Origin of the sequence: Sporosarcina sp. NPDC096371 (assembly GCF_044762865.1) — a bacterium.
Lineage (GTDB): Bacteria > Bacillota > Bacilli > Bacillales_A > Planococcaceae > Sporosarcina.
The window spans coordinates 1,111,881-1,131,162 of the sequence record NZ_JBIWFE010000001.1 but is presented as its reverse complement, the minus strand read 5'-3'; the positions used below and the strand labels follow the sequence as shown (position 1 = coordinate 1,131,162).

General features: G+C 43.2%; 20 protein-coding genes and 1 pseudogene. 3 read left to right on the top strand and 18 right to left on the bottom strand.

Features of this window, described 5'->3' with window-relative positions; genetic code table 11:
- Positions 1–8: 8 nt before the first annotated feature.
- The 5 genes from ACIQ0H_RS05465 to mce form a co-directional block, all read right to left on the bottom strand.
- Complete coding sequence (locus ACIQ0H_RS05465) at positions 9–1,181, bottom strand: DNA polymerase IV (RefSeq protein WP_403412014.1); 1,173 nt, start codon at positions 1,179–1,181, stop codon at positions 9–11.
- Between the two features lie 120 nt (positions 1,182–1,301).
- Entirely contained in the window at positions 1,302–1,778 is a 477-nt protein-coding gene (locus ACIQ0H_RS05460; RefSeq protein WP_403412012.1) for a chemotaxis protein CheW, read from the bottom strand.
- A 3-nt stretch (positions 1,779–1,781) separates the two neighbouring features.
- Positions 1,782–2,915: a M20/M25/M40 family metallo-hydrolase gene (locus ACIQ0H_RS05455; protein WP_403412009.1), complete on the bottom strand. Its 1,134-nt coding sequence runs from the start codon at positions 2,913–2,915 to the stop codon at positions 1,782–1,784.
- Between the two features lie 13 nt (positions 2,916–2,928).
- On the bottom strand, positions 2,929–4,476 hold the full coding sequence (locus ACIQ0H_RS05450) for an acyl-CoA carboxylase subunit beta (RefSeq protein ID WP_403412006.1): 1,548 nt from the start codon (positions 4,474–4,476) through the stop codon (positions 2,929–2,931).
- A gap of 3 nt (positions 4,477–4,479) precedes the next feature.
- Positions 4,480–4,890 (bottom strand): methylmalonyl-CoA epimerase, encoded by a 411-nt coding sequence (mce, locus tag ACIQ0H_RS05445; protein ID WP_403412003.1) that lies wholly within the window; start codon positions 4,888–4,890, stop codon positions 4,480–4,482.
- Between the two features lie 110 nt (positions 4,891–5,000).
- Here mce and prli42 point away from each other — a divergent pair, with 110 nt between their 5' ends.
- A complete protein-coding gene (prli42, locus tag ACIQ0H_RS05440; protein ID WP_403412000.1) occupies positions 5,001–5,099 on the top strand; it encodes a stressosome-associated protein Prli42 in 99 nt (32 codons plus the stop codon).
- A gap of 63 nt (positions 5,100–5,162) precedes the next feature.
- Here the strand turns inward: prli42 and ACIQ0H_RS05435 are convergent, their stop codons facing one another.
- Positions 5,163–5,603, bottom strand: a complete 441-nt coding sequence (locus ACIQ0H_RS05435) for a BrxA/BrxB family bacilliredoxin (protein WP_403411998.1) — start codon at positions 5,601–5,603, stop codon at positions 5,163–5,165.
- Positions 5,604–5,762: 159 nt separating this feature from the next.
- Here ACIQ0H_RS05435 and ACIQ0H_RS05430 point away from each other — a divergent pair, with 159 nt between their 5' ends.
- Both ACIQ0H_RS05430 and ACIQ0H_RS05425 read left to right on the top strand, forming a co-directional pair.
- On the top strand, positions 5,763–6,095 hold the full coding sequence (locus ACIQ0H_RS05430) for a DUF5658 family protein (RefSeq protein WP_403411995.1): 333 nt from the start codon (positions 5,763–5,765) through the stop codon (positions 6,093–6,095).
- Between the two features lie 104 nt (positions 6,096–6,199).
- Positions 6,200–6,454: a DUF3949 domain-containing protein gene (locus ACIQ0H_RS05425; protein WP_403411992.1), complete on the top strand. Its 255-nt coding sequence runs from the start codon at positions 6,200–6,202 to the stop codon at positions 6,452–6,454.
- A 46-nt stretch (positions 6,455–6,500) separates the two neighbouring features.
- On the opposite strand, the gene meaB is transcribed toward ACIQ0H_RS05425, so the two are convergent.
- The 12 genes and pseudogenes from meaB to ACIQ0H_RS05365 all read right to left on the bottom strand — a co-directional run bounded on the left by meaB (position 6,501) and on the right by ACIQ0H_RS05365 (position 19,266).
- Entirely contained in the window at positions 6,501–7,535 is a 1,035-nt protein-coding gene (meaB, locus tag ACIQ0H_RS05420; RefSeq protein WP_403412390.1) for a methylmalonyl Co-A mutase-associated GTPase MeaB, read from the bottom strand.
- Between the two features lie 44 nt (positions 7,536–7,579).
- Positions 7,580–9,739: a methylmalonyl-CoA mutase gene (scpA, locus tag ACIQ0H_RS05415; protein ID WP_403411990.1), complete on the bottom strand. Its 2,160-nt coding sequence runs from the start codon at positions 9,737–9,739 to the stop codon at positions 7,580–7,582.
- Positions 9,726–11,384 carry a methylmalonyl-CoA mutase family protein gene (locus ACIQ0H_RS05410; RefSeq protein ID WP_403411987.1) on the bottom strand — a complete coding sequence of 553 codons (1,659 nt, stop codon included), beginning with the start codon at positions 11,382–11,384 and terminating at the stop codon, positions 9,726–9,728. Before ACIQ0H_RS05410 ends, scpA begins: the two co-directional genes overlap by 14 nt.
- 161 nt (positions 11,385–11,545) lie before the next feature.
- Positions 11,546–11,893, bottom strand: coding sequence for a hypothetical protein (locus ACIQ0H_RS05405; RefSeq protein WP_403411984.1), 348 nt, complete (start codon positions 11,891–11,893; stop codon positions 11,546–11,548).
- 16 nt (positions 11,894–11,909) lie between these two features.
- Positions 11,910–12,200: a hypothetical protein gene (locus ACIQ0H_RS05400; RefSeq protein WP_403411981.1), complete on the bottom strand. Its 291-nt coding sequence runs from the start codon at positions 12,198–12,200 to the stop codon at positions 11,910–11,912.
- Positions 12,201–12,428: 228 nt separating this feature from the next.
- A pseudogene (locus ACIQ0H_RS05395) lies at positions 12,429–12,616 on the bottom strand (2-oxo acid dehydrogenase subunit E2); the annotation flags it as partial.
- Positions 12,617–12,764: 148 nt separating this feature from the next.
- Complete coding sequence (locus tag ACIQ0H_RS05390) at positions 12,765–13,286, bottom strand: GNAT family N-acetyltransferase (protein ID WP_403411978.1); 522 nt, start codon at positions 13,284–13,286, stop codon at positions 12,765–12,767.
- 171 nt (positions 13,287–13,457) lie between these two features.
- Positions 13,458–14,441: a Gfo/Idh/MocA family protein gene (locus ACIQ0H_RS05385; protein ID WP_403411975.1), complete on the bottom strand. Its 984-nt coding sequence runs from the start codon at positions 14,439–14,441 to the stop codon at positions 13,458–13,460.
- An 87-nt stretch (positions 14,442–14,528) separates the two neighbouring features.
- Positions 14,529–15,614, bottom strand: coding sequence for a Gfo/Idh/MocA family protein (locus tag ACIQ0H_RS05380; protein WP_403411972.1), 1,086 nt, complete (start codon positions 15,612–15,614; stop codon positions 14,529–14,531).
- A gap of 130 nt (positions 15,615–15,744) precedes the next feature.
- A complete protein-coding gene (locus ACIQ0H_RS05375) occupies positions 15,745–17,061 on the bottom strand; it encodes a dihydrolipoamide acetyltransferase family protein (protein ID WP_403411969.1) in 1,317 nt (438 codons plus the stop codon).
- Between the two features lie 214 nt (positions 17,062–17,275).
- Entirely contained in the window at positions 17,276–18,259 is a 984-nt protein-coding gene (locus ACIQ0H_RS05370) for an alpha-ketoacid dehydrogenase subunit beta (protein WP_403411966.1), read from the bottom strand.
- On the bottom strand, positions 18,259–19,266 hold the full coding sequence (locus ACIQ0H_RS05365) for a thiamine pyrophosphate-dependent dehydrogenase E1 component subunit alpha (RefSeq protein WP_403411963.1): 1,008 nt from the start codon (positions 19,264–19,266) through the stop codon (positions 18,259–18,261). Before ACIQ0H_RS05365 ends, ACIQ0H_RS05370 begins: the two co-directional genes overlap by 1 nt.
- Positions 19,267–19,282 lie beyond the last annotated feature (16 nt).

Genomic DNA, 19,282 nt, shown 5'->3' with positions numbered 1-19,282 from the left:
CCATCCTTTCATATGTTGCCCCGCTTGACTGAACCAGGACCAAATTTTTGTTCTAACTGCGAAAGAAGATTATCCATTTGTTCTTCTTTAGCATGCTTTTCAAAATTATAAAATGACAGCTGTTCATGCAATTCATGCATCGGGATGACATTAGATACTGTAATGCCAAGCAAACGAATCGGCTCACCATCCCAATACTTTTTGAATAAATTCGCAGCTTCTCTGTAGATATCTTGCTCTTTATAGAGTGGATTTAAAACAGTCCGGCTGCGCGTTTGATTGCGCCAGTCGGCGGTTCTTAATTGAATCATCACGACCGTCCCCGCAAGTTGCCTGTTATCAAGCCGCTTGGCAACACTGCCTGCAAGCTTGTTGAATATTTTGAGACAGGCATCCATATCAGTTTCATCCACAGCTAATGTTGTTGAACTACCTACACTTTTCCGTTCTTCTGCCGCTTCCGGGTCAACAACGCGGTCATCGATGCCATTGGCTCGTTGCCGAAGGCGCAAGCCGTTTTTACCAAGTGTTGATTTAATCGTCACTTCATCCGACTGTGCAAGGTCGCCGATGGTTTGAATGCCAAGTGCTTGCATCTTTTTTTCCGTACTTTTTCCAACACCATGCATATCAATCACAGGAAGCGGCCATAGAATGGCCTTCACTTCCCGCTTACGTAAAATCGTAATGCCCATCGGTTTTTTCATATCGGACGCCGTTTTCGCTAGAAACTTATTAGGTGCAATACCAATGGAACAGGGCAAATCGAGTTCCCGCAACAAGCGTTGTTGCATGTTTAATGCAATGTTAACAGCGTCTGTCAATCCGCCGATTGCAGTAATATCAATATAGGCCTCGTCAATCGACACCGGTTCCACTAGTTCTGTATAGGAACGTAGCAAGTCGAAAACAGCCGATGAGGCAATCCGATATTTTTCAAAATCGGGAGGGACAATAACCAAGTCTGGACATAGTCGTTTCGCCTCTCCCACCGTCATCGTCGTGTAAATACCTAGTGCTCTCGCTTCGTACGAGCAAGTGACGAGTATGCCCCTACGCTCTTTCGGATTGCCAGCAACAGCCATCGGAATACCTTTTAGGGAAGGGTCATGTGCTTGTTCGACGGAAGCAAAAAAACTGTTCATATCCAAATGTAATATCACTTTCGCAGACGGCGCCACGGCTCTTCCCCCCTTGGGATGCCAGGTACTCACTCAATTCGAGGTTTATGAATTGTGTAAGTACCTGGTATCCTCATTCATTGTAAAAACCGGACAGATGACACTGTCCGGTTAGAAACGTTATTGTTCTTGCGCTACTTGTTCTTTCACGAAGTCACTGATCTCATCCATCCCAGAAAGTGTACGGGATAAAATCTCAGGATCAACAACCGTAATCATGCGATTTTCCAAGTTGGCAACCGTTGTGAAATACGGTGTTCTCGAATAGGCCATCAGACCTGTGGATGTCATCACACTTTCCGGAATATCAAGAATTTCTTTTGCATCTAGCACAAGCAATCCGATGAATAAATTCACGGTCTGGACGACCACGACACGCACATCATTATGTTCTTTTGCGCTTCTTCCGTATAAAATTTGTTCAAAGTCTATAATCGGAACAAGTTCTCCGCGGATTCGCATAAGTCCAAGCATATAATCGGGTAGATGTGGAATGGGGTTAACCTGTTCCAAGCGTTCGATCGACACAACCGATTCAACAGCAATCGCATATTCCTCGTTCCCACATTGGATAACGACCGCTTTTAAATCACTCATTTCTTACGCCTCCTTTTGAACATTCACCGTTACACGAACAATTTCCAGCAATAATTCAGCTAACTTATTTAGCTCTTCAACTGGCATCCGTTCATTTTTCGTATGAATCTCTTCGTAGCCCACAGATAGCGTTACTGTCGGGATACCAGCACCGTTGAATATATTGCCGTCACTGCCCCCGCCACTTGTCATTAGTTCTGGAGTACGTCCAATATTCTGGATGGCTTGCACCGCAACTTGGACAACTTCAGCATCCTCAGAGAAGCTGAATCCTGGATACATGATTTCTACCTCTGTTTCAGCTTTCCCGCCCATTAGTTCTGCAGTACGTTCATAAGTACGTACCATATGTTCTGTTTGTTCCTGCAACTTAGTAGGATCAATTGAGCGTGCTTCTGCTAAAATATGCACTTCATCACAAACGATATTCGTTGCTTGTCCACCTTCGAAACGTCCGATATTCGCAGTCGTTTCCGCATCAATGCGCCCGAGTGACATCGCTGCAATCGATTTTGCAGCAATATTGATAGCAGAAACTCCTTTTTCAGGTGCAACACCAGCATGCGCCGTCTTGCCGTGGATAGTCGTCCGTAATTTCGCTTGATGAGGAGCCGCGGTCACGATGCCGCCAACTTTGCCGTCACTATCGACTGCATAGCCGTATTTCGCCGTGATCAATGACGCATCCATTTCTTTCGCACCAGCTAGTCCACTTTCTTCCCCTGCTGTAATGATGAACTGGATCTCGCCATGCGGCTGCTTGCTTTCTTTCAACGTACGCGCCATTTCAAACAACGCTGCAATTCCTGCTTTATCATCTGCGCCAAGAATAGTTGTCCCGTCCGAGTAAATATAGCCGTCATCGCGTAATTCAGGTTTAATGCCAAGACCTGGAGTAACGGTATCCATATGACACGTGAAATAGATTGAATCGACGCCTTCAGCAGTTCCTTTCATTGTCGCAATCAGGTTCCCCGCACCATGTCCGCTGCGGTCGTCCGAATCATCTTCTTCAACGTAAAATCCAAGTGCTTCCATTTTAGCTGTCAAAATATCCGCAATTTGTCGTTCATCTTTTGTTTCCGAATCAATTTGTACTAGTTCTAAAAATTCTTCCAACAGTCTTTGTTTATTCATTCCGTACATCTCCTTATAGTGGGATATTGCCATGTTTCTTTTTCGGTCTTGTTTCTTGTTTATTGCGCATCATATCGAGTGCTTGCAATAATTTAATACGTGTCTCGCGTGGATCAATGACGTCATCCACCATACCATGAGAGGCCGCCACATAGGGATTGGCAAATTTCTCTCGGTAATCTTCAATTTTTTCTGCACGTATTTGCTCTGGATTTTCGCTGGCCGCAATATCACGGGCAAAGATAATATTAGCTGCACCTTCCGCACCCATCACTGCGATTTCTGCGTTCGGCCATGCATAAACGATATCTGCTCCGATTGATTTCGAATTCAGTGCAACATAAGCACCGCCAAATGCTTTACGAAGAATAACCGTCATTTTTGGCACAGTTGCTTCGGAATACGCGTACAAAATCTTCGCACCATGACGAATTATGCCTCCATGCTCCTGTTTAATACCTGGGAAGAAGCCGGTTACATCTTCAAATGTTATAAGCGGAATATTAAAGGAATCACAGCATCTAATGAAGCGTGCGATTTTATCCGATGAATTGATATCAAGCCCACCTGCCATTACTTTTGGCTGATTACAAATGAGTCCAACCGTTTCCCCTTTCATTCGCGCAAATCCAACAACCGCATTCTTAGCAAATTCAGCTTGAACTTCCATGAATGAATCTGTATCGACAACTTGGTCAATGACCTTGCGTACATCATAAGGTCGAACTGTTTCAAACGGCACGATATCTGCCAAATCTGCACGATAGTCCTCCATGTCATCATACCCCGTTACGGGCGTTTTTTCAGTATTATTTTGTGGTAAATAGGAAAGTAATTTCCGTACATCATGCAAGACCGTTGCTTCATCTTTCCCACGGAAATGCGCGTTTCCACTTATTGCGTTATGTACCTTCGAACCGCCTAGATCTTCGGACGAAATTTTTTCTCCCGTCACCGTTTCGATAACTTTCGGACCCGTGATGAACATCTGACTTGACTCATCCGTCATAAATACAAAGTCTGTAATCGCTGGAGAATACACGGCACCACCCGCGCAAGGTCCAAGAATAACAGAGATTTGAGGAATGACACCCGAGTAAATCGCATTACGATAGAAAATTTCCCCGTAACCATCCAGTGACACGACACCTTCTTGGATACGTGCTCCACCCGAATCATTCAATCCAATGAATGGCGCACCATTCTTCGCCGCTAAATCCATCACATTCGCAATTTTCATCGCATGCATTTCCCCCAGTGCTCCACCAAAAACGGTGAAATCTTGAGAAAATAGATAAATTGGTCGACCATCTATTTTACCATAGCCTGTAACCACACCATCGCCAGGACCCTCTAGCTTGTCCATGCCAAAATCCCGTGTCCGATGCGTCACAAACGGATTCAATTCAACAAACGTATCTGGGTCCAACAGCAAATTGATTCGCTCACGTGCTGTTAGCTTACCTTTTTCGTGCTGTTTGGCAATTCGTTCGTCGCCGCCACCAAGTTCAATCGCTCGTTTTTTATCATATAATTCATTAATTTTATCATAAATATCCATGATTTAATCCCCTTTGCCCGTTTTATCGCATAGTTCATATAAAACACCGAATGATGACTTAGGATGAAGAAATGCAACTTGTGCCCCACCCGCGCCCGCTTTCGGCTCTTCTTGTAGCAACTGGACGCCTTTTTCTCGCAACTCGACCATCCTTGAACGAATATCCGTCACGCCAAATGCGATATGATGGACACCTTCGCCACGTTTTTCAATAAACTTTGCAATCGGACCGTCTTCCCCAAGCGGTTCCAGCAATTCCAGTTTGATATTACCGGCGTCGATAAATGCGACACGCACTCCTTGACTGACTACTTCCTCGATGGCTAGCAATTTCAATCCTAGCGTATGTATGTAATAGTCAATCGACACATCAATACTCTTCACAGCGATTCCTACATGATCTACTGATTTCATCCAGATTCCCCCTTTCCCTCTTGTCCATTTTACCTCATAATCTCGCCAGATGTTGTGAAATCCTCAATTTCTGTTAAAATAGAAGTATAAAACATAAGGGGTTTTGACTAATGAGCAATAAGAAAGTACAGAAGATTGTTGTCCTTGTTATGATCGGCGCTATGGTAGCGTCAAGTGTCTTGTTTGGTCTTAGCACATTAATGATGTAACTTAACCTTGTTTCTCAAAAAAACAGTCCGTATGCGCTATGTGCACACACGGACTGTTTTTTCTTACACTTCCTCGCAGAATTCCTCGAACTGGCTTTGTAGGTTCGTCACAACTGACATTGGATCATGTCCTTCGATTTCATAGCGTCCCACTTCAGCTACGAGCTTACCGTCTTTAATCAATGCAAAGGACGGTGAAGACGGCAAATGATCTTCGCCGAAGAGCATGCGTGCTTGCGCTGTTGCTTCTTTATCTTGTCCAGCGAATACCGTTACTAAGTGATCTGGACGCTTATCATAATGGACAGCGTGAGCCGCTGCTGGTCGTGCAATACCGCCTGCACAGCCACAAACTGAGTTGACCATTACAAGTGTTGTACCCGAACGTTTAAATGCTTCTTCAACACTCTCAGGAGTTGTCAATTGCTCATAACCACTTGCTTCCATCTCTGAACGTGCTTGTCTTAGAATGTCATTCATATAAAGATTAAAATCCATATTCATAATTAATATTGCCCCTTTCTATTTACTACTTTATCATAGCAGGAGTAGTGGATTCGTGCAAAAAATCGATTTCAAAACAAACGGACAACACGGCGAATAATTCATCCTAATCATCCATAGCCTAATGCTATACCGTCAAATCGAAAGGGGATCGAGGTTATGCAGATAAAGCATATGTTATCTACCCGTAGCAGACTATTCAAAGCTGGGATTCTGCTTCTCTCATTAGCTATTTGGGACGCCTTGTTTACCGATTTCGGCCTTCGAAATAACCATATTACTGAAGCGAATCCACTTATGCGTTCCGTCTATGAAACAAGTATTTCCGGATTTTTTCTAATCAAAATTAGCCTTCCTTTTCTATTGCTTTTTGTGCTCACCAAGATCGAGCCCAAAAGATACTTGCGGTTTTTACTCAGATTTGCACTGGCACTGTACAGCTTCGTTTTATGCCAGCATCTTTTATGGCTTTCATTTGTGCAATTGGACTAAGGCTTTTAATAGGTTTAATTTCCAGAATAAATAAAATAAGTGAAACCTTTTTCAATACACTTGCGTAAATACAATAAAGGTTATAAAAAAAGGAGGTGAAAGTCATGGAATTTTGGATCATCGGTTCGGTTTTAGCCCTTTACTTTATTGTGATGATTCCCGTGCAATATGGTAATATTACAGAAACCAAAAAAGAATTGAAAAAGTCTGGAAAAACGCATAATGAGATGTATGACGACATGAGTTTTGAGCAGCAGCAAATGCAATTTAATTTGCAAGGTAGTCCCTATACTTTACCTGCATCATTAATTGCAGAGTTTATTTATTATTTACGCCATCGCAAAGAAAAAGTAGCCTAACTAGAAAAGGTGACTTCCGTTGTTCATTAAACGGAGGTCACCTTTTTCATTCAAACAACCGATCCACCGCACCTGTCACTGTCAAATTGCCCTCAAGTAGAGATTTTTCAAGTTTGGCGACTTGTTCTTTCTTCCCAGGCTCTGCAAAAAACGTATCAATCAACCTATCGTTAATCATCGAACGGAACCAGTCTTTTGTCTGAGATTGGCGTCTACCCTCCCAAACGCGACTATCTTCCATTGTCTGTTTAAAGGTCAATATCGTCTGCCAGACGTCTTCGAGCCCGGTATTTTTAATCGATGATACAGGAAGTGCTGTTGTTGTCCAACCTGGTGAAGCCGGTTGAAGAAAATGGAGCAATTGGCGGTATTCTCTTACCGTCTTTTTCGCCAACCGTAAATTATCACCGTCGGCTTTATGAACGATAATGCCATCTGCTAGCTCCATAATTCCTTTTTTCATCCCTTGCAGTTCATCCCCCGCGCCGGTTAAGACCAGCAACATGAAATAATCGACCATGCCACGTACAACGGTTTCACTTTGTCCGACCCCTACTGTTTCAATGAGGATTACATCATAGCCAGCCGCTTCACACAGCAACATTGTCTCACGCGATTTTTTGTGGACCCCACCAAGTGTACCCGCTGATGGTGACGGTCGGATGAAGGCGTTCGGATGTCTAGCCAACTCTTCCATGCGGGTTTTATCACCCAAAATGCTACCGCCTGTCACTGTTGAGCTTGGATCAATGGCAAGAACCGCCACTTTATGACCGGCATTGGCAAGCATTAGTCCAAACGCTTCAATGAATGTACTTTTCCCCGCACCCGGGACACCTGTAATGCCAATGCGTATGCTTTTGCCTGTTTTCGGCATGACATTTAGCAACAATTGTTGCCCCGCTGTTTTATCTTTTGCTGTAATACTTTCAAGTAAGGTGATCCCTTTTGCCAAATGAAGGCGAGAACCTTTTACAATCTTGTCCGATAATTCCTCAATAGGAATGTCACGGTCTTTTTTGACAAATCGTTTGCGTTTCGCAGCAGCCATGCCGTCATGTGAGGACGTGATACCGTCCATCACATGGAGTGCACTTTCGTCAGGAGATAAGCCGTTGTTGTCTGTCACTCCGACACTTCCTCATAGCCGAGTCTCCGGTAAATCTCTTCAATGACTTTTTGCGCTGCAACTGGGATTACTGTTCCTGGACCAAAGATTGCTGCCGCTCCGTTTCCACGTAAAAATGCATAATCTTGGGCTGGAATAACGCCACCCACGACAATCAGAATATCTTCACGACCTATTTTCGACAGCTCTCCAAGCAGTTCTGGAACAAGCGTCTTGTGTCCTGCAGCAAGCGAACTAACACCAATGACATGCACGTCGTTTTCCGCTGCTTGCAAAGCTGTTTCTTCTGGTGTCTGGAACAGTGGTCCGATATCTACGTCAAAACCAAGATCCGCAAATGAAGATGCAATTACTTTCGCACCACGGTCATGCCCGTCCTGCCCCATTTTTGCAATCAGAATGCGTGGGCGCCGACCTTCGTTTTCCAAAAAGTCATCGGCCATCGATTTCACTTCATTAATTTCCTCTGCGTTCGAGAAATTAGAACTGTATACGCCACTCACAGAACGAATCACCGCCTTATGTCTACCTGAAACACTTTCAATGGCATCTGAGATTTCGCCAATCGTCGCGCGTGCACGTGCTGCATCGACAGCGCAAGCAAGAAGGTTTCCTTCGCCACTTCGTGCAATTTCCGTTAACGTAGCTAGAATGCGTGCAACTTCCGCATCGTCACGATCTGCCTTCATCTGGTTAATGCGGTCAATTTGTTTCTGACGCACAAGTGTGTTGTCGATGTCCAAAATATCGATGGGATCTTCTTTATCTAGCCGATATTTATTGACCCCAATGATGGATTCTGCCCGTGAATCGATTTGCGCCTGGCGTTTTGCCGCCGCTTCTTCAATTTTCATTTTCGGAAGGCCTGTTTCAATCGCTTTCGCCATACCACCCAAATCCTCAATTTCTTCAATCAATTCCCAAGCCTTGTCCATCAACTCATCCGTCAGTTTTTCGACATAGTATGAGCCACCCCACGGATCGATTACTTTCGTCATCATCGTCTCTTCTTGCAAGAATAATTGCGTATTACGTGCAATACGTGCAGAGAAATCTGTCGGCAGAGCGATGGCTTCATCCAATGCGTTCGTATGGAGCGACTGTGTATGCCCCATTGCCGCAGCATTCGCTTCGATGAGTGTACGTGTGACATTATTGAATGGGTCTTGTTCCGTCAAACTCCATCCCGAAGTTTGCGAATGCGTACGAAGTGCTAATGTTTTCGGATTTTCCGGTTCAAACGTTGTCATCATTTGTGCCCAGATTTTACGAGCGGCACGCATTTTGGCAATTTCCATGTAATAGTTCATGCCAATTGCCCAGAAAAACGACAATCGTGGTGCAAATGAATCGATGTCGATGCCCGCTTTCAAGCCGGTTCGGACATATTCGAGTCCATCCGCAAGCGTGTAGGCAAGTTCAATATCTGCGGTTGCTCCCGCTTCTTGCATATGGTAGCCAGAAATCGAAATCGAGTTGAATTTCGGCATATTATTCGATGTGTAGTCAAAAATATCGGCAATGATTTTCATCGACATCTCAGGCGGGAAAATATAAGTGTTACGCACCATATATTCTTTCAAAATATCATTCTGAATCGTACCCGCAAGTTTATCTGGAGTGACGCCTTGCTCCTCAGCAGCTACGATATAAAACGCCATAATGGGCAATACCGCCCCGTTCATCGTCATTGACACAGACATTTGATCGAGTGGAATACCATCAAACAAAATTTTCATATCCTCAACAGAATCGATGGCAACGCCGGCTTTCCCCACATCACCTGTGACACGCGGATGATCGGAATCATAACCACGGTGTGTCGCAAGGTCAAATGCCACAGATAACCCTTTTTGCCCCATGGCGAGATTACGTCTGTAAAATGCATTACTTTCCTCAGCTGTTGAAAACCCGGCGTATTGACGAACTGTCCACGGTCTTGCCACGTACATGGTCGGATAAGGGCCCCTTGTGTTCGGTGCAAGTCCAGGATAATCGTTGACATGTTCAACATTCGCAATGTCTGAAGCTGTATAGACCGTTTTAACGTCGATTCCCTCATTCGTCCGAAAAGGCTTCCCAGTAGAAACTGTTCGTTCTTTGTTCGATTGTGTCATTTGCTGTACATTCACTTGACTGAAATTAGGCTTTTTCACCGTCAACGCCCCCTTTCCATGTATTATGGATAGCCATTAATTTGTCTACTTTGTTTTGTCCACTGAATAAGAAGCCATTCAAACCAGCACCTAGCCATTGTTGCTCGATTGCCGTTTCATATTTCCCAGCGACATCTACTATCATATTCTTCGGACATCCTTTAAGCAGTGATTCCACGATGGATTCGGTCATGGCAGGCGTGGCACAAACGATGGCGTAGTCCACTTTTTCACCAGCAAGCCAAGTCTGTGCTGCTTGCACATCTTCGAATGCAGGACTCCATACAGAATGAATGCCCCCCGTCGCTAAAAATCCACCGACAAAATCAGCCCGAGGTTTGAAATCTTTCAATTCTCCAAACGTCAACAGCACCGTTCGCGGTTGTTCTATGCCAAATAAGGATCTAAGCTTTTCAAACGGCTCAGCCAGGCGTCCTTCGACAGTGATGCCACTCCAGTCGGCAAATTCGGTAGCCGTTAAATCCGCATAGACATTTGTGCCAATCAATGACTGTTTTCCTTTTGCCACTTCGTCCTTACGTCGTTCAAGAAGTGTAGCGAGAGAACTACTATCCATAAACACTTCGAAACCACCCGCCGCTTCAATTTCTACAAATAGTGCCCATGCTTTTTCTACTAGCTCAGACGTCAACGTTTCAATGAAGTAAGAACCGGCCGCTGGATCGATTACTTTATCAACATGCGTTTCTTCTTTAATAACGAGTTGGATATTGCGTGCAAATCGAATGGAACTTTCTGATGGCCCCGTCAAAATATCATGCGGATGAACCGTCATCACATCTGCTCCACCTAGCACCGCAGCGAACGTCTCATTGCCTGCCCGTAATAGATTTACATACGGATCGAGCTTCGAATAAGATCTTAGCGATGTCGTTGCCAGTAGCGGAATATCCGGTGTATCCGTAACCCCATAAGCAGCACTAAATGCCTGCCATAGCACTCGGAATGCGCGGAACTTTGCGATTTCCATGAAGAAATGCGTATCGACTGCAAAACGAACAAAGAAATCTTCGGCGAAATGAGTGAACGTTTCATGCTCCGTCGCATACTGTGCTGCTTGTGCCAGCGAAAGCGCCAGTTCAGTAACCGCGTCGGCGCCATTATGATGCGCAGTCCATGTATCTGCACCACTTGTCCGTATGTTTGTGAAACCTTCGGGCAGTGTCCATCCTGAAACAGCAATGGCCCCTTTCACTGCTGAACGGCTCGCTTCATCGACAAATGTAAAGGCTTTCAAAAATGGGTCTTCCTTTGTTGTATTTGTGATGAAAACCGGATAATCGGTCATCAGTTGTGCAATTTCATGAAGAGAGGATTCGTCCAAGTCCAATGGTTGTGTACCATCGTAAACAATCGCATCATTGCCGCGGTCCAATGAATTTCTTAGTTCCGTAACAAATTGTTGTCCATTCGTTGCTTGCGTTTGCTGTGCGATGATCCAGCCAGTCTGTTGTTTAGCTATTCGGCCCCCTTCTTTACAATTATCTTGCGTATACAATGGATGAAGGTCAATCCCTTCCAACGTTTTCGTCATCAGCGATTCTAACGGCTTCCCCTTTAAAGACCGAATGGCTTCAACTTTCCATTGTTCGAAGTCAATTTTGTCAAATGTTGTTAATTTCATAGTATGTATAGTCATATAACACGCTACACCCCTTTAATTATGTATCTACTACTAGTTTACCCGACTATGCTCGGTGATGAAAGGTAAAAAAGACTGTCATTCGACAATCGTACCTTGGTCAACGAACGCACTCTTAAGTACGTATCATTTGTAGTGATGTCCTACTTAAATGTCTCCTCATACTTAATTGGTGTGATTATCTTTCCATTTTTGACCGTCGCCCATTGTTCTATCTTGTTTTCTTTGTTCAAGTGAAACATGTATTCGATATTACTTTCCTTATTATCTTCCGACGGTTTCACCAGATATGTTCTCGTTGCTACCCACCATGCATCGTGGGATTGTCTATCTACTACTGTAATATCAAAACCCAATTTCGACTCTATTTGCTGAACTTCCTTATATCTGTCAATCGACTGCCATGTGATTATCCCGACCAACACTAGAAGTACCGTTCCTATGCCAATAAACTTAATCGCCTTTGAAGTATCCTTCCTAATTTTCTTCACCTTCCCCCATGTTAATTCAATAATTAACCATTATAAAAACCCCATAAAAGAAAACAGCTATGGGAAAAAGAATAAAAAACCAATTTAACCCCTGTAAAATCCATATCAAAGAGCTAGACTTTTTTTCAACAAATTTTCTAATGTATATAAAGGATACTAAACCAAATACGGGAGTTGACAGGCTCCATCCTCCTCCATAATTGGGTTCAGAGGCATCTATTAACTCTTCAATCAAAAATGACAAGAAAATAAAATTTAAAACTAAAAATAACAACGGAATCAATAAGTTAAATTTTTTTAATATCATATCGACAATCTCCTTTTCTTGCTATTAACTAACTTCAAATCTTCCTACTACTATTACGTTCATTTAACTAAAAAGTTCCACTACTCCGAATAAACAATTATTGTCACATGAGTCGAACACCGAAGTCGGATCCCTTCTTTTACGGGGTCTTGTTCATACGAATACTTCTATTTATCCGACAAAAAAACCTCAGTCCCATAGGAAGCAGACTGAGGTACATCATTTTACTTAATATACAAATGTATTATCCGCAGAAACATTTTCAAGAATTTCTTTCACACGTGCAAGGAATTGACACAAACCAAGCTGTCAAGCACTCGATGATCGAGTGAAAGACATAAGTTTCCCAGTTCACGCGTCGCAGTCATACCAACCGCCATAATAACTAGGCATTTAACAATCGTTTCACTTTTCATCGTTCAAGCGAACTTCAACTGTTTTTTGCCTTCTTTAATTGCTTCGAAATATTCACCATATAACCCCATATGATGTACCACCCTAATTCAACTCTTTAAATAAGTTAGCATGTGTAATTACATCTACTTGTTGTGCTCACATGCCCAATTATTTCAGTAAGGAACTCCAACTATAATAGACAAATGTCAACTGCTGATTGTTCATCTCAAACGTTTCATCACTCGTACCTATCATTTCAAAACCATTTTTCTCCAGGACCTTTTGAGACGCTATATTATTAGTTGTTGTTTGCGCTCTTAATTGTTTTATTCTTCCTTCCTCCACTACTTTTTCTATTAATATTTTCAATGCTTTATGCGCAATTCCTTTTCCAGTATGTATTTGCCCCACCCTATATCCTAAATGACCAACACCTTGAGGTTCCTCGATATCCACTACATTCATTCTGCCAAGAATTGAGGCGTCTTTATCCTTAATTAGATAAAAACAGGAGCTTCCTTGATCCTGTTCTTCTAGCAAGGATTCATGCCTACTTTTAAAAAAGTCGAAATTATAATAATCATTACCTCTAGTGGGTACCATTTCTTCGAAATAAGTCCTGTTATCAAGTTCAAAAGCAAATAATTGTTCAGCGTCTGCAAGGTGTAACTTTTCAAGAAATATATCCATAGCTCTCTGCCACCAATCCATATAAAAACTTATATTCTGTTATTCTCCCCTATTCACATGAATCCCTCTATCTATTCGACAAATAAAAACCTCGACCCATATGAAACGGGCCGAGGCATGTTATTTTTCTTATTAAACAAATGGATTACCCAAGAGCCTGAAACAAAAAACTTATAGCTCGATTCGACGACCTTCATCGTGTGATTGCAGCGCAGCTTCATTAATGCGTGTTAAATTAATAACATCTTCTTTTGTAATCGTTGGTGTTGCACCTGTTTGAATTGCATTTACCCATTGTACCATTGGCGCTGGCAATCCAGGTAGAATTTCTGTCAACTCAGCCGATTTTACATTTGTACTATTGATGCGAACTTTGTCATCGTTGATGAACAATGATCCTTCTGTTCCGTACACTTCCAACTGGAATGGACTTCCATTACATACGAAACTTGTTTCAATAATACCAAGTGCACCTGATGCATAATCGACTAACAAAGCAGAGTTATCATCTACAGTTGTACTGATTTCTTTTTGAAGGCGTGCATAAACACCAACTGCTTTTCCAGCTAAACGATTCGTCAAATAAATGGGGTGTGCACCAAGGTCCATCATTGCACCTCCACCGGCTTGCTCCTTATCATAGAAACGTGCTGGCAACCAACCATTCGTTTGCCCTTCTGCCGGAACGCCACCAGCGTGAGCAAAACGACAACGAACCATTGTTACTTTACCAACCCAACCATCATTGATGGATTTTTCAGCATACAAGAAGTTGTTATCTGTTAGTCTTGGTAATGATACCATTAACTGAACACCAGCTTCTTCAACAGCTGCATAAATCTCTTCGCTATCCTTCACTGTAATTGCCAACACTTTTTCAGTGAAAATATGTTTTTTATGTTGTGCCGCAGCAATGATTACTTCTTTGTGCATATTTGTCGGTGTGCTGACAACAACTGCGTCAATGTTCGGATTCGCCAAAACAGCCTGCAAATCTTGTTCAAAAGGAACGTTTAGCTCTTTCGCCCAGTTTTCTCCGCGTTTAGCATCTTCATCCCACACCATTTCGATGGATAGGTTATCATTTGTTAGAATATCACGTGCATAATCATCCGCATGGACATGCCATCTACTTAATACAGCTACTTTAATCATTCGCATCACTCACTTTTCATTTTTTAAATAAGCCAAGTTTATTACACATTTTCTTTTGTCACATACACTTTTTCAAACCGAAATTGATTAGTCGAAATAAACAGCTTTACCTGTTTTGGCAGATTCATAGATCGCTTCTAAAATTTGCGTTACTACAAATGCTTCTTCCGGTTTAACTATTGGCTCAGTGTCATTCAGAATACATTCAATCCACAAACGCGCTTCAAGGTCTGTATCACTTTCTGATGTCTCCTCATAAAATGCAACTCCGCTAGCACCTACTCCTACAGTTGTTGTATACAATTTTCCAAGGTCCTCACCATTAATGCGTAAGCCATCTTTCATGTCTGCTCCGCCTTCTGTTCCACTTAGTGAACATTTTGCTTCGTCAACATCTAGTGTATTTAACGCCCAGCTTGCTTCTAATGTAATCGTTGCACCATTTTCCATCGTGATAAACCCAAATGCAGAGTCTTCGACTGTGAATTTTGCTGGATCCCAAGGTCCCCATGCATTTGCCGCATTTTCTTTTTTACCCAATTTATGGTGAACAGAACCCATAACTGCTTTTGGTTTGTAATTGTTCATCATCCATAGTGTTAAGTCAAGTGCATGCGTACCAATTTCGATAAGTGGGCCTCCACCTTGTTTCTCTGCGTCTAAAAAGACACCCCAAGTTGGAACTGCCCGTCTCCGAACTGCATGTGCTTTCGCAAAGTAAATTTCTCCTAAATCACCACGACTTGCTATTTTATGTAAATGTTGACTATCCGATCGAAAGCGGTTATTATAACCGATTGTTAATTTTTTACCTGTACGTTTTGCGACTTCAACCATTTGAGCTGCTTCTGCAGTTGTTTTAGCCATTGGCTTTTCACATAGGACATGCTTGCCAGCTTCCATTGACGCGATTGAAATTTCAGCATGAGAGACATTCGGTGTTAGCACATGAATAATATCAATTGACATATCTTCGAGTAATTTCTTATAATCTTCATACACTTTTGCGTCAGCAGTTCCATACTGTTTAGCCGCGCTTTCAGCTTTTTCTATTTCAATATCACAAAATGCAACAAGCTCAACCGTTTCTTTTAGTTTGCTTAGACTTGGAAGATGTTTACCCTGTGCAATTCCTCCACAGCCTATGATACCAAGTTTTAATTTTTTCGTCATTTTCATTTCCCCCTCATCTTATGTAGTTATTTCACGTCTATAATTCGACTTTTTTCACAGGAATACCTCTATTCTTTTCGATAAAAAAAACCTCGACCCGTACGAAACGGACCGAGGTGTATCATTTTTCTTAATAAACAGATGTATTATCCGCAGAAACATTTTCAAGAATTTCTTTCACACGTGCAAGGAATTGACCACAAACTAAGCCATCAAGTACACGATGATCGAGTGATAGACATAAGTTCACCATATCACGCGCTGCAATCATACCGCCTGCCATAATGACTGGGCGTTTCACAATCGACTCGACTTGAAGAATCGCTGCTTGCGGATAATTAATGATCCCCATTGACTGAACAGATCCGAATGAGCCCGTATTGTTGACCGTAAATGTTCCACCTTGCATTTCAGCTGATTTCAATTTGCCTGTACGTACTTTACCAGCAAGTTCCTGGATTTCACGTCCAATGCCTTTAATTGTTTTTTCATCTGCATGGTTGATAACAGGAACGAACAATGCGTCATCCGATGCAACAGCGATGGAGATATTGATGTCTTTTTTCAGGACAATTTTATCGCCAGCCCACATGGAATTCATCATTGGGAATTCTTTCAATGCTTGCGATACTGCCTTCACGAAAAATGCGAAGTACGTCAGATTGAAGCCTTCCTTTTGTTTGAAATCATTTTTCAAGGAATCACGATACTGGACAAGATTCGTTACGTCGACCTCTATCATCATCCAAGCATGTGGCGCTTCGTGTTTCGAGCGCAGCATATTGCTGGCAATGGCACGACGTACGCCCGTGATTGGAATTTCGATATCTCCTGCGGCAATTGGTGCATTGACAGGTTCAGCAGCTGTCTGTGTAGGTGCTGTCTGCGTTACTGCCACCGGTGCTACTGGTGCAGATGTTTCCACAACAGGCGCCGCCGCAGCCGTTGGAATATTGCCACTCTCGATAATCGCCAACAAATCTTTGCGCGTAATGCGCCCTTCCTTACCGGAACCTTCTACGAGTGTTAAATCAATGCCATTGTCTTGTGACAGACGAAGGACAGCAGGTGAATAACGTCCAGCTGCTTTGCCTTTTTCACGATTCAATGACTCAACTGGTTTTTGTGAACCAGCAGCTGGCATTTCGTTTGCAGGTTCTTCTTGTGCATGTACCGCAGCAACTGGTGCTTCTGTCGTTGCACTACCTTCAATTTCAATCGTACAAACAATTGACCCCACAGCTAGCGTTTCGCCTTCTTGTGCAATCAATTCCTTGATAACACCTGCAAATGAAGAAGGAACTTCAGCAGTTACTTTGTCCGTGTTCACCTCTGCAAGTGGGTCATATTTCGCCACCGTGTCACCTGGTTTAACAAGCCATTTCTCGATAGTGCCTTCTGTCACACTTTCACCGAGTTGTGGCATTAAGATATTTTCAATAGCCAATTACTTTACCTCCATCCTGAATGTAAATCAATTACGCCCCGGCGTAATTGCGTCCAAATTTTGAATTGCGCTTGCGCAATTCATTCCTCTCAAAATTTGTGACACCCGCCGGCAGCTAACTTGATTCAGCAGGTGTTTGGACTCCCACTGAATGGAATGCATTTTGTCATTCAGTCCACCAATTATAGTTGTGGCGGACTTCTGCTGAATCAAGTTAAAATTCAGCGAGTTCGCGCGCTGCTTTCTCGACTTTGTCTGGATTGACCATGAAAAATTTCTCCATTGTCGGTGCATACGGCATTGCAGGTACATCTGGTCCCGCAAGACGTTTAATCGGTGCATCGAGTTCAAATAGGCAGTTTTCAGCAATAATTGCCGCCACTTCTCCCATGATGCTTCCTTCCATATTATCCTCTGTCACAAGCAGGACTTTCCCCGTTTTTGAAGCGGCTTCAATAATCGCTTCTTTATCGAGCGGATAGATCGTACGTAAATCGAGAATATGGGCGGATATACCGTCTTCTGCAAGACGTTCAGCCGCCTGTAATGCGAAGTGAACACATAGACCATAAGTGATAATGGTAATGTCATCGCCTTGACGTTTAACATCAGCTTTACCGATTGGTAAAACATAGTCATCTGTTGGTACTTCACCTTTGATTAATCGATAAGCACGTTTATGTTCAAAGAACAGCACTGGATCTTCATCACGAATGGCTGCTTTCAACAGACCTTTCGCGTCGTATGGTGTAGAAGGAATCACGATTTTCAGTCCAGGCGTGCTGGCAAACATCGATTCCACAGATTGCGAGTGGTATAATGCGCCGTGTACGCCGCCTCCGAAAGGCGCACGGATGACAATTGGACATGTCCAGTCATTGTTCGAACGATAGCGAATCTTTGCCGCTTCGGAAACGATTTGGTTCACTGCCGGCATGATGAAATCAGCAAACTGCATTTCAGCAATCGGACGTAAGCCATACATTGCTGCACCAATGCCGACACCTGCAATCGCAGATTCTGCAAGAGGAGCATCCAGTGCACGGTATTCCCCGAATTGATCGTAAAGACCCGTTGTGGCTTTAAAAACGCCGCCTTTACGTCCAACATCTTCACCTAGTACGAAAACGCGATCATCACGTTCCATTTCTTCTTTCATGGCCAATGTGATGGCATCGATATAAGACATGATAGCCATTAGACGTTCCCCCCTTGTTCAGCATAGACATGAAGGAGCGCAGACTCAGGTTCAGCGTACGGAGCGTTTTCTGCATAATCAGTCGCTTCGTTCACTTCTTTCATGATGCGTTCTTCCAGTTCTTTTTCTAGCTCGTCCGTTAGTACACCGACTTCTTTTAAATAAGCCGAGAACTTTGGAATCGGATCCATTTTCTTTTCATTTTCAAGCTCTTCTGCATCACGGTACTGTCGTTGGTCATCATCTGAGGAGTGTGCTGTCAAACGATAGCAGATGGTTTCCACTAGACTTGGACCTTCCCCGCTACGCGCGCGATCTGCCGCTTCTTTCACGACTTTGTAGACCTCAAGTGGATCCGTTCCATCAACTGTAACACCCGGCATCCCGTAACCGATTGCGCGGTCCGACACGTTGACACAGCCCAGTTGTTTTTCGACTGGAACCGAAATAGCATATTTATTGTTTTCAACCATAATAACGGTTGGCAATTTATGAACGCCCGCGAAGTTCATGCCTTCGTGGAAATCTCCTTGGTTAGATGAACCTTCGCCAAGTGTAACAAATGTAATGAAATCTTCCTTTTTCATCTTCGCTGCAAGCGCAACGCCGACAGCATGTGGTAGTTGTGTCGTAACAGGTGATGAACCTGTTAAAATACGATTTTTCCGTTGACCAAAGTGTCCTGGCATTTGACGGCCACCTGAGTTCGGGTCTTCCGCTTTAGCGAAAGCCGACAGCATTAAATCCTTTGGTGTCATACCGAAATGAAGGACAACGCCCATATCACGGTAGTAAGGGGCAATCCAGTCTTTCTCTTTATCAAGTGCGTAAGCTGCTCCCGCTTGTGCCGCTTCTTGTCCTTGACAAGAGATGACAAATGGGATTTTCCCTGCACGGTTCAAGAGCCACATACGCTCATCAATTCTACGAGCCATCAGCATCGTTTCAAAAATTTGCAAGACATCTTCATTAGTCAATCCAAGTGCTTCATGACGATTATTTGCCATTTCTATTATCCCCTTT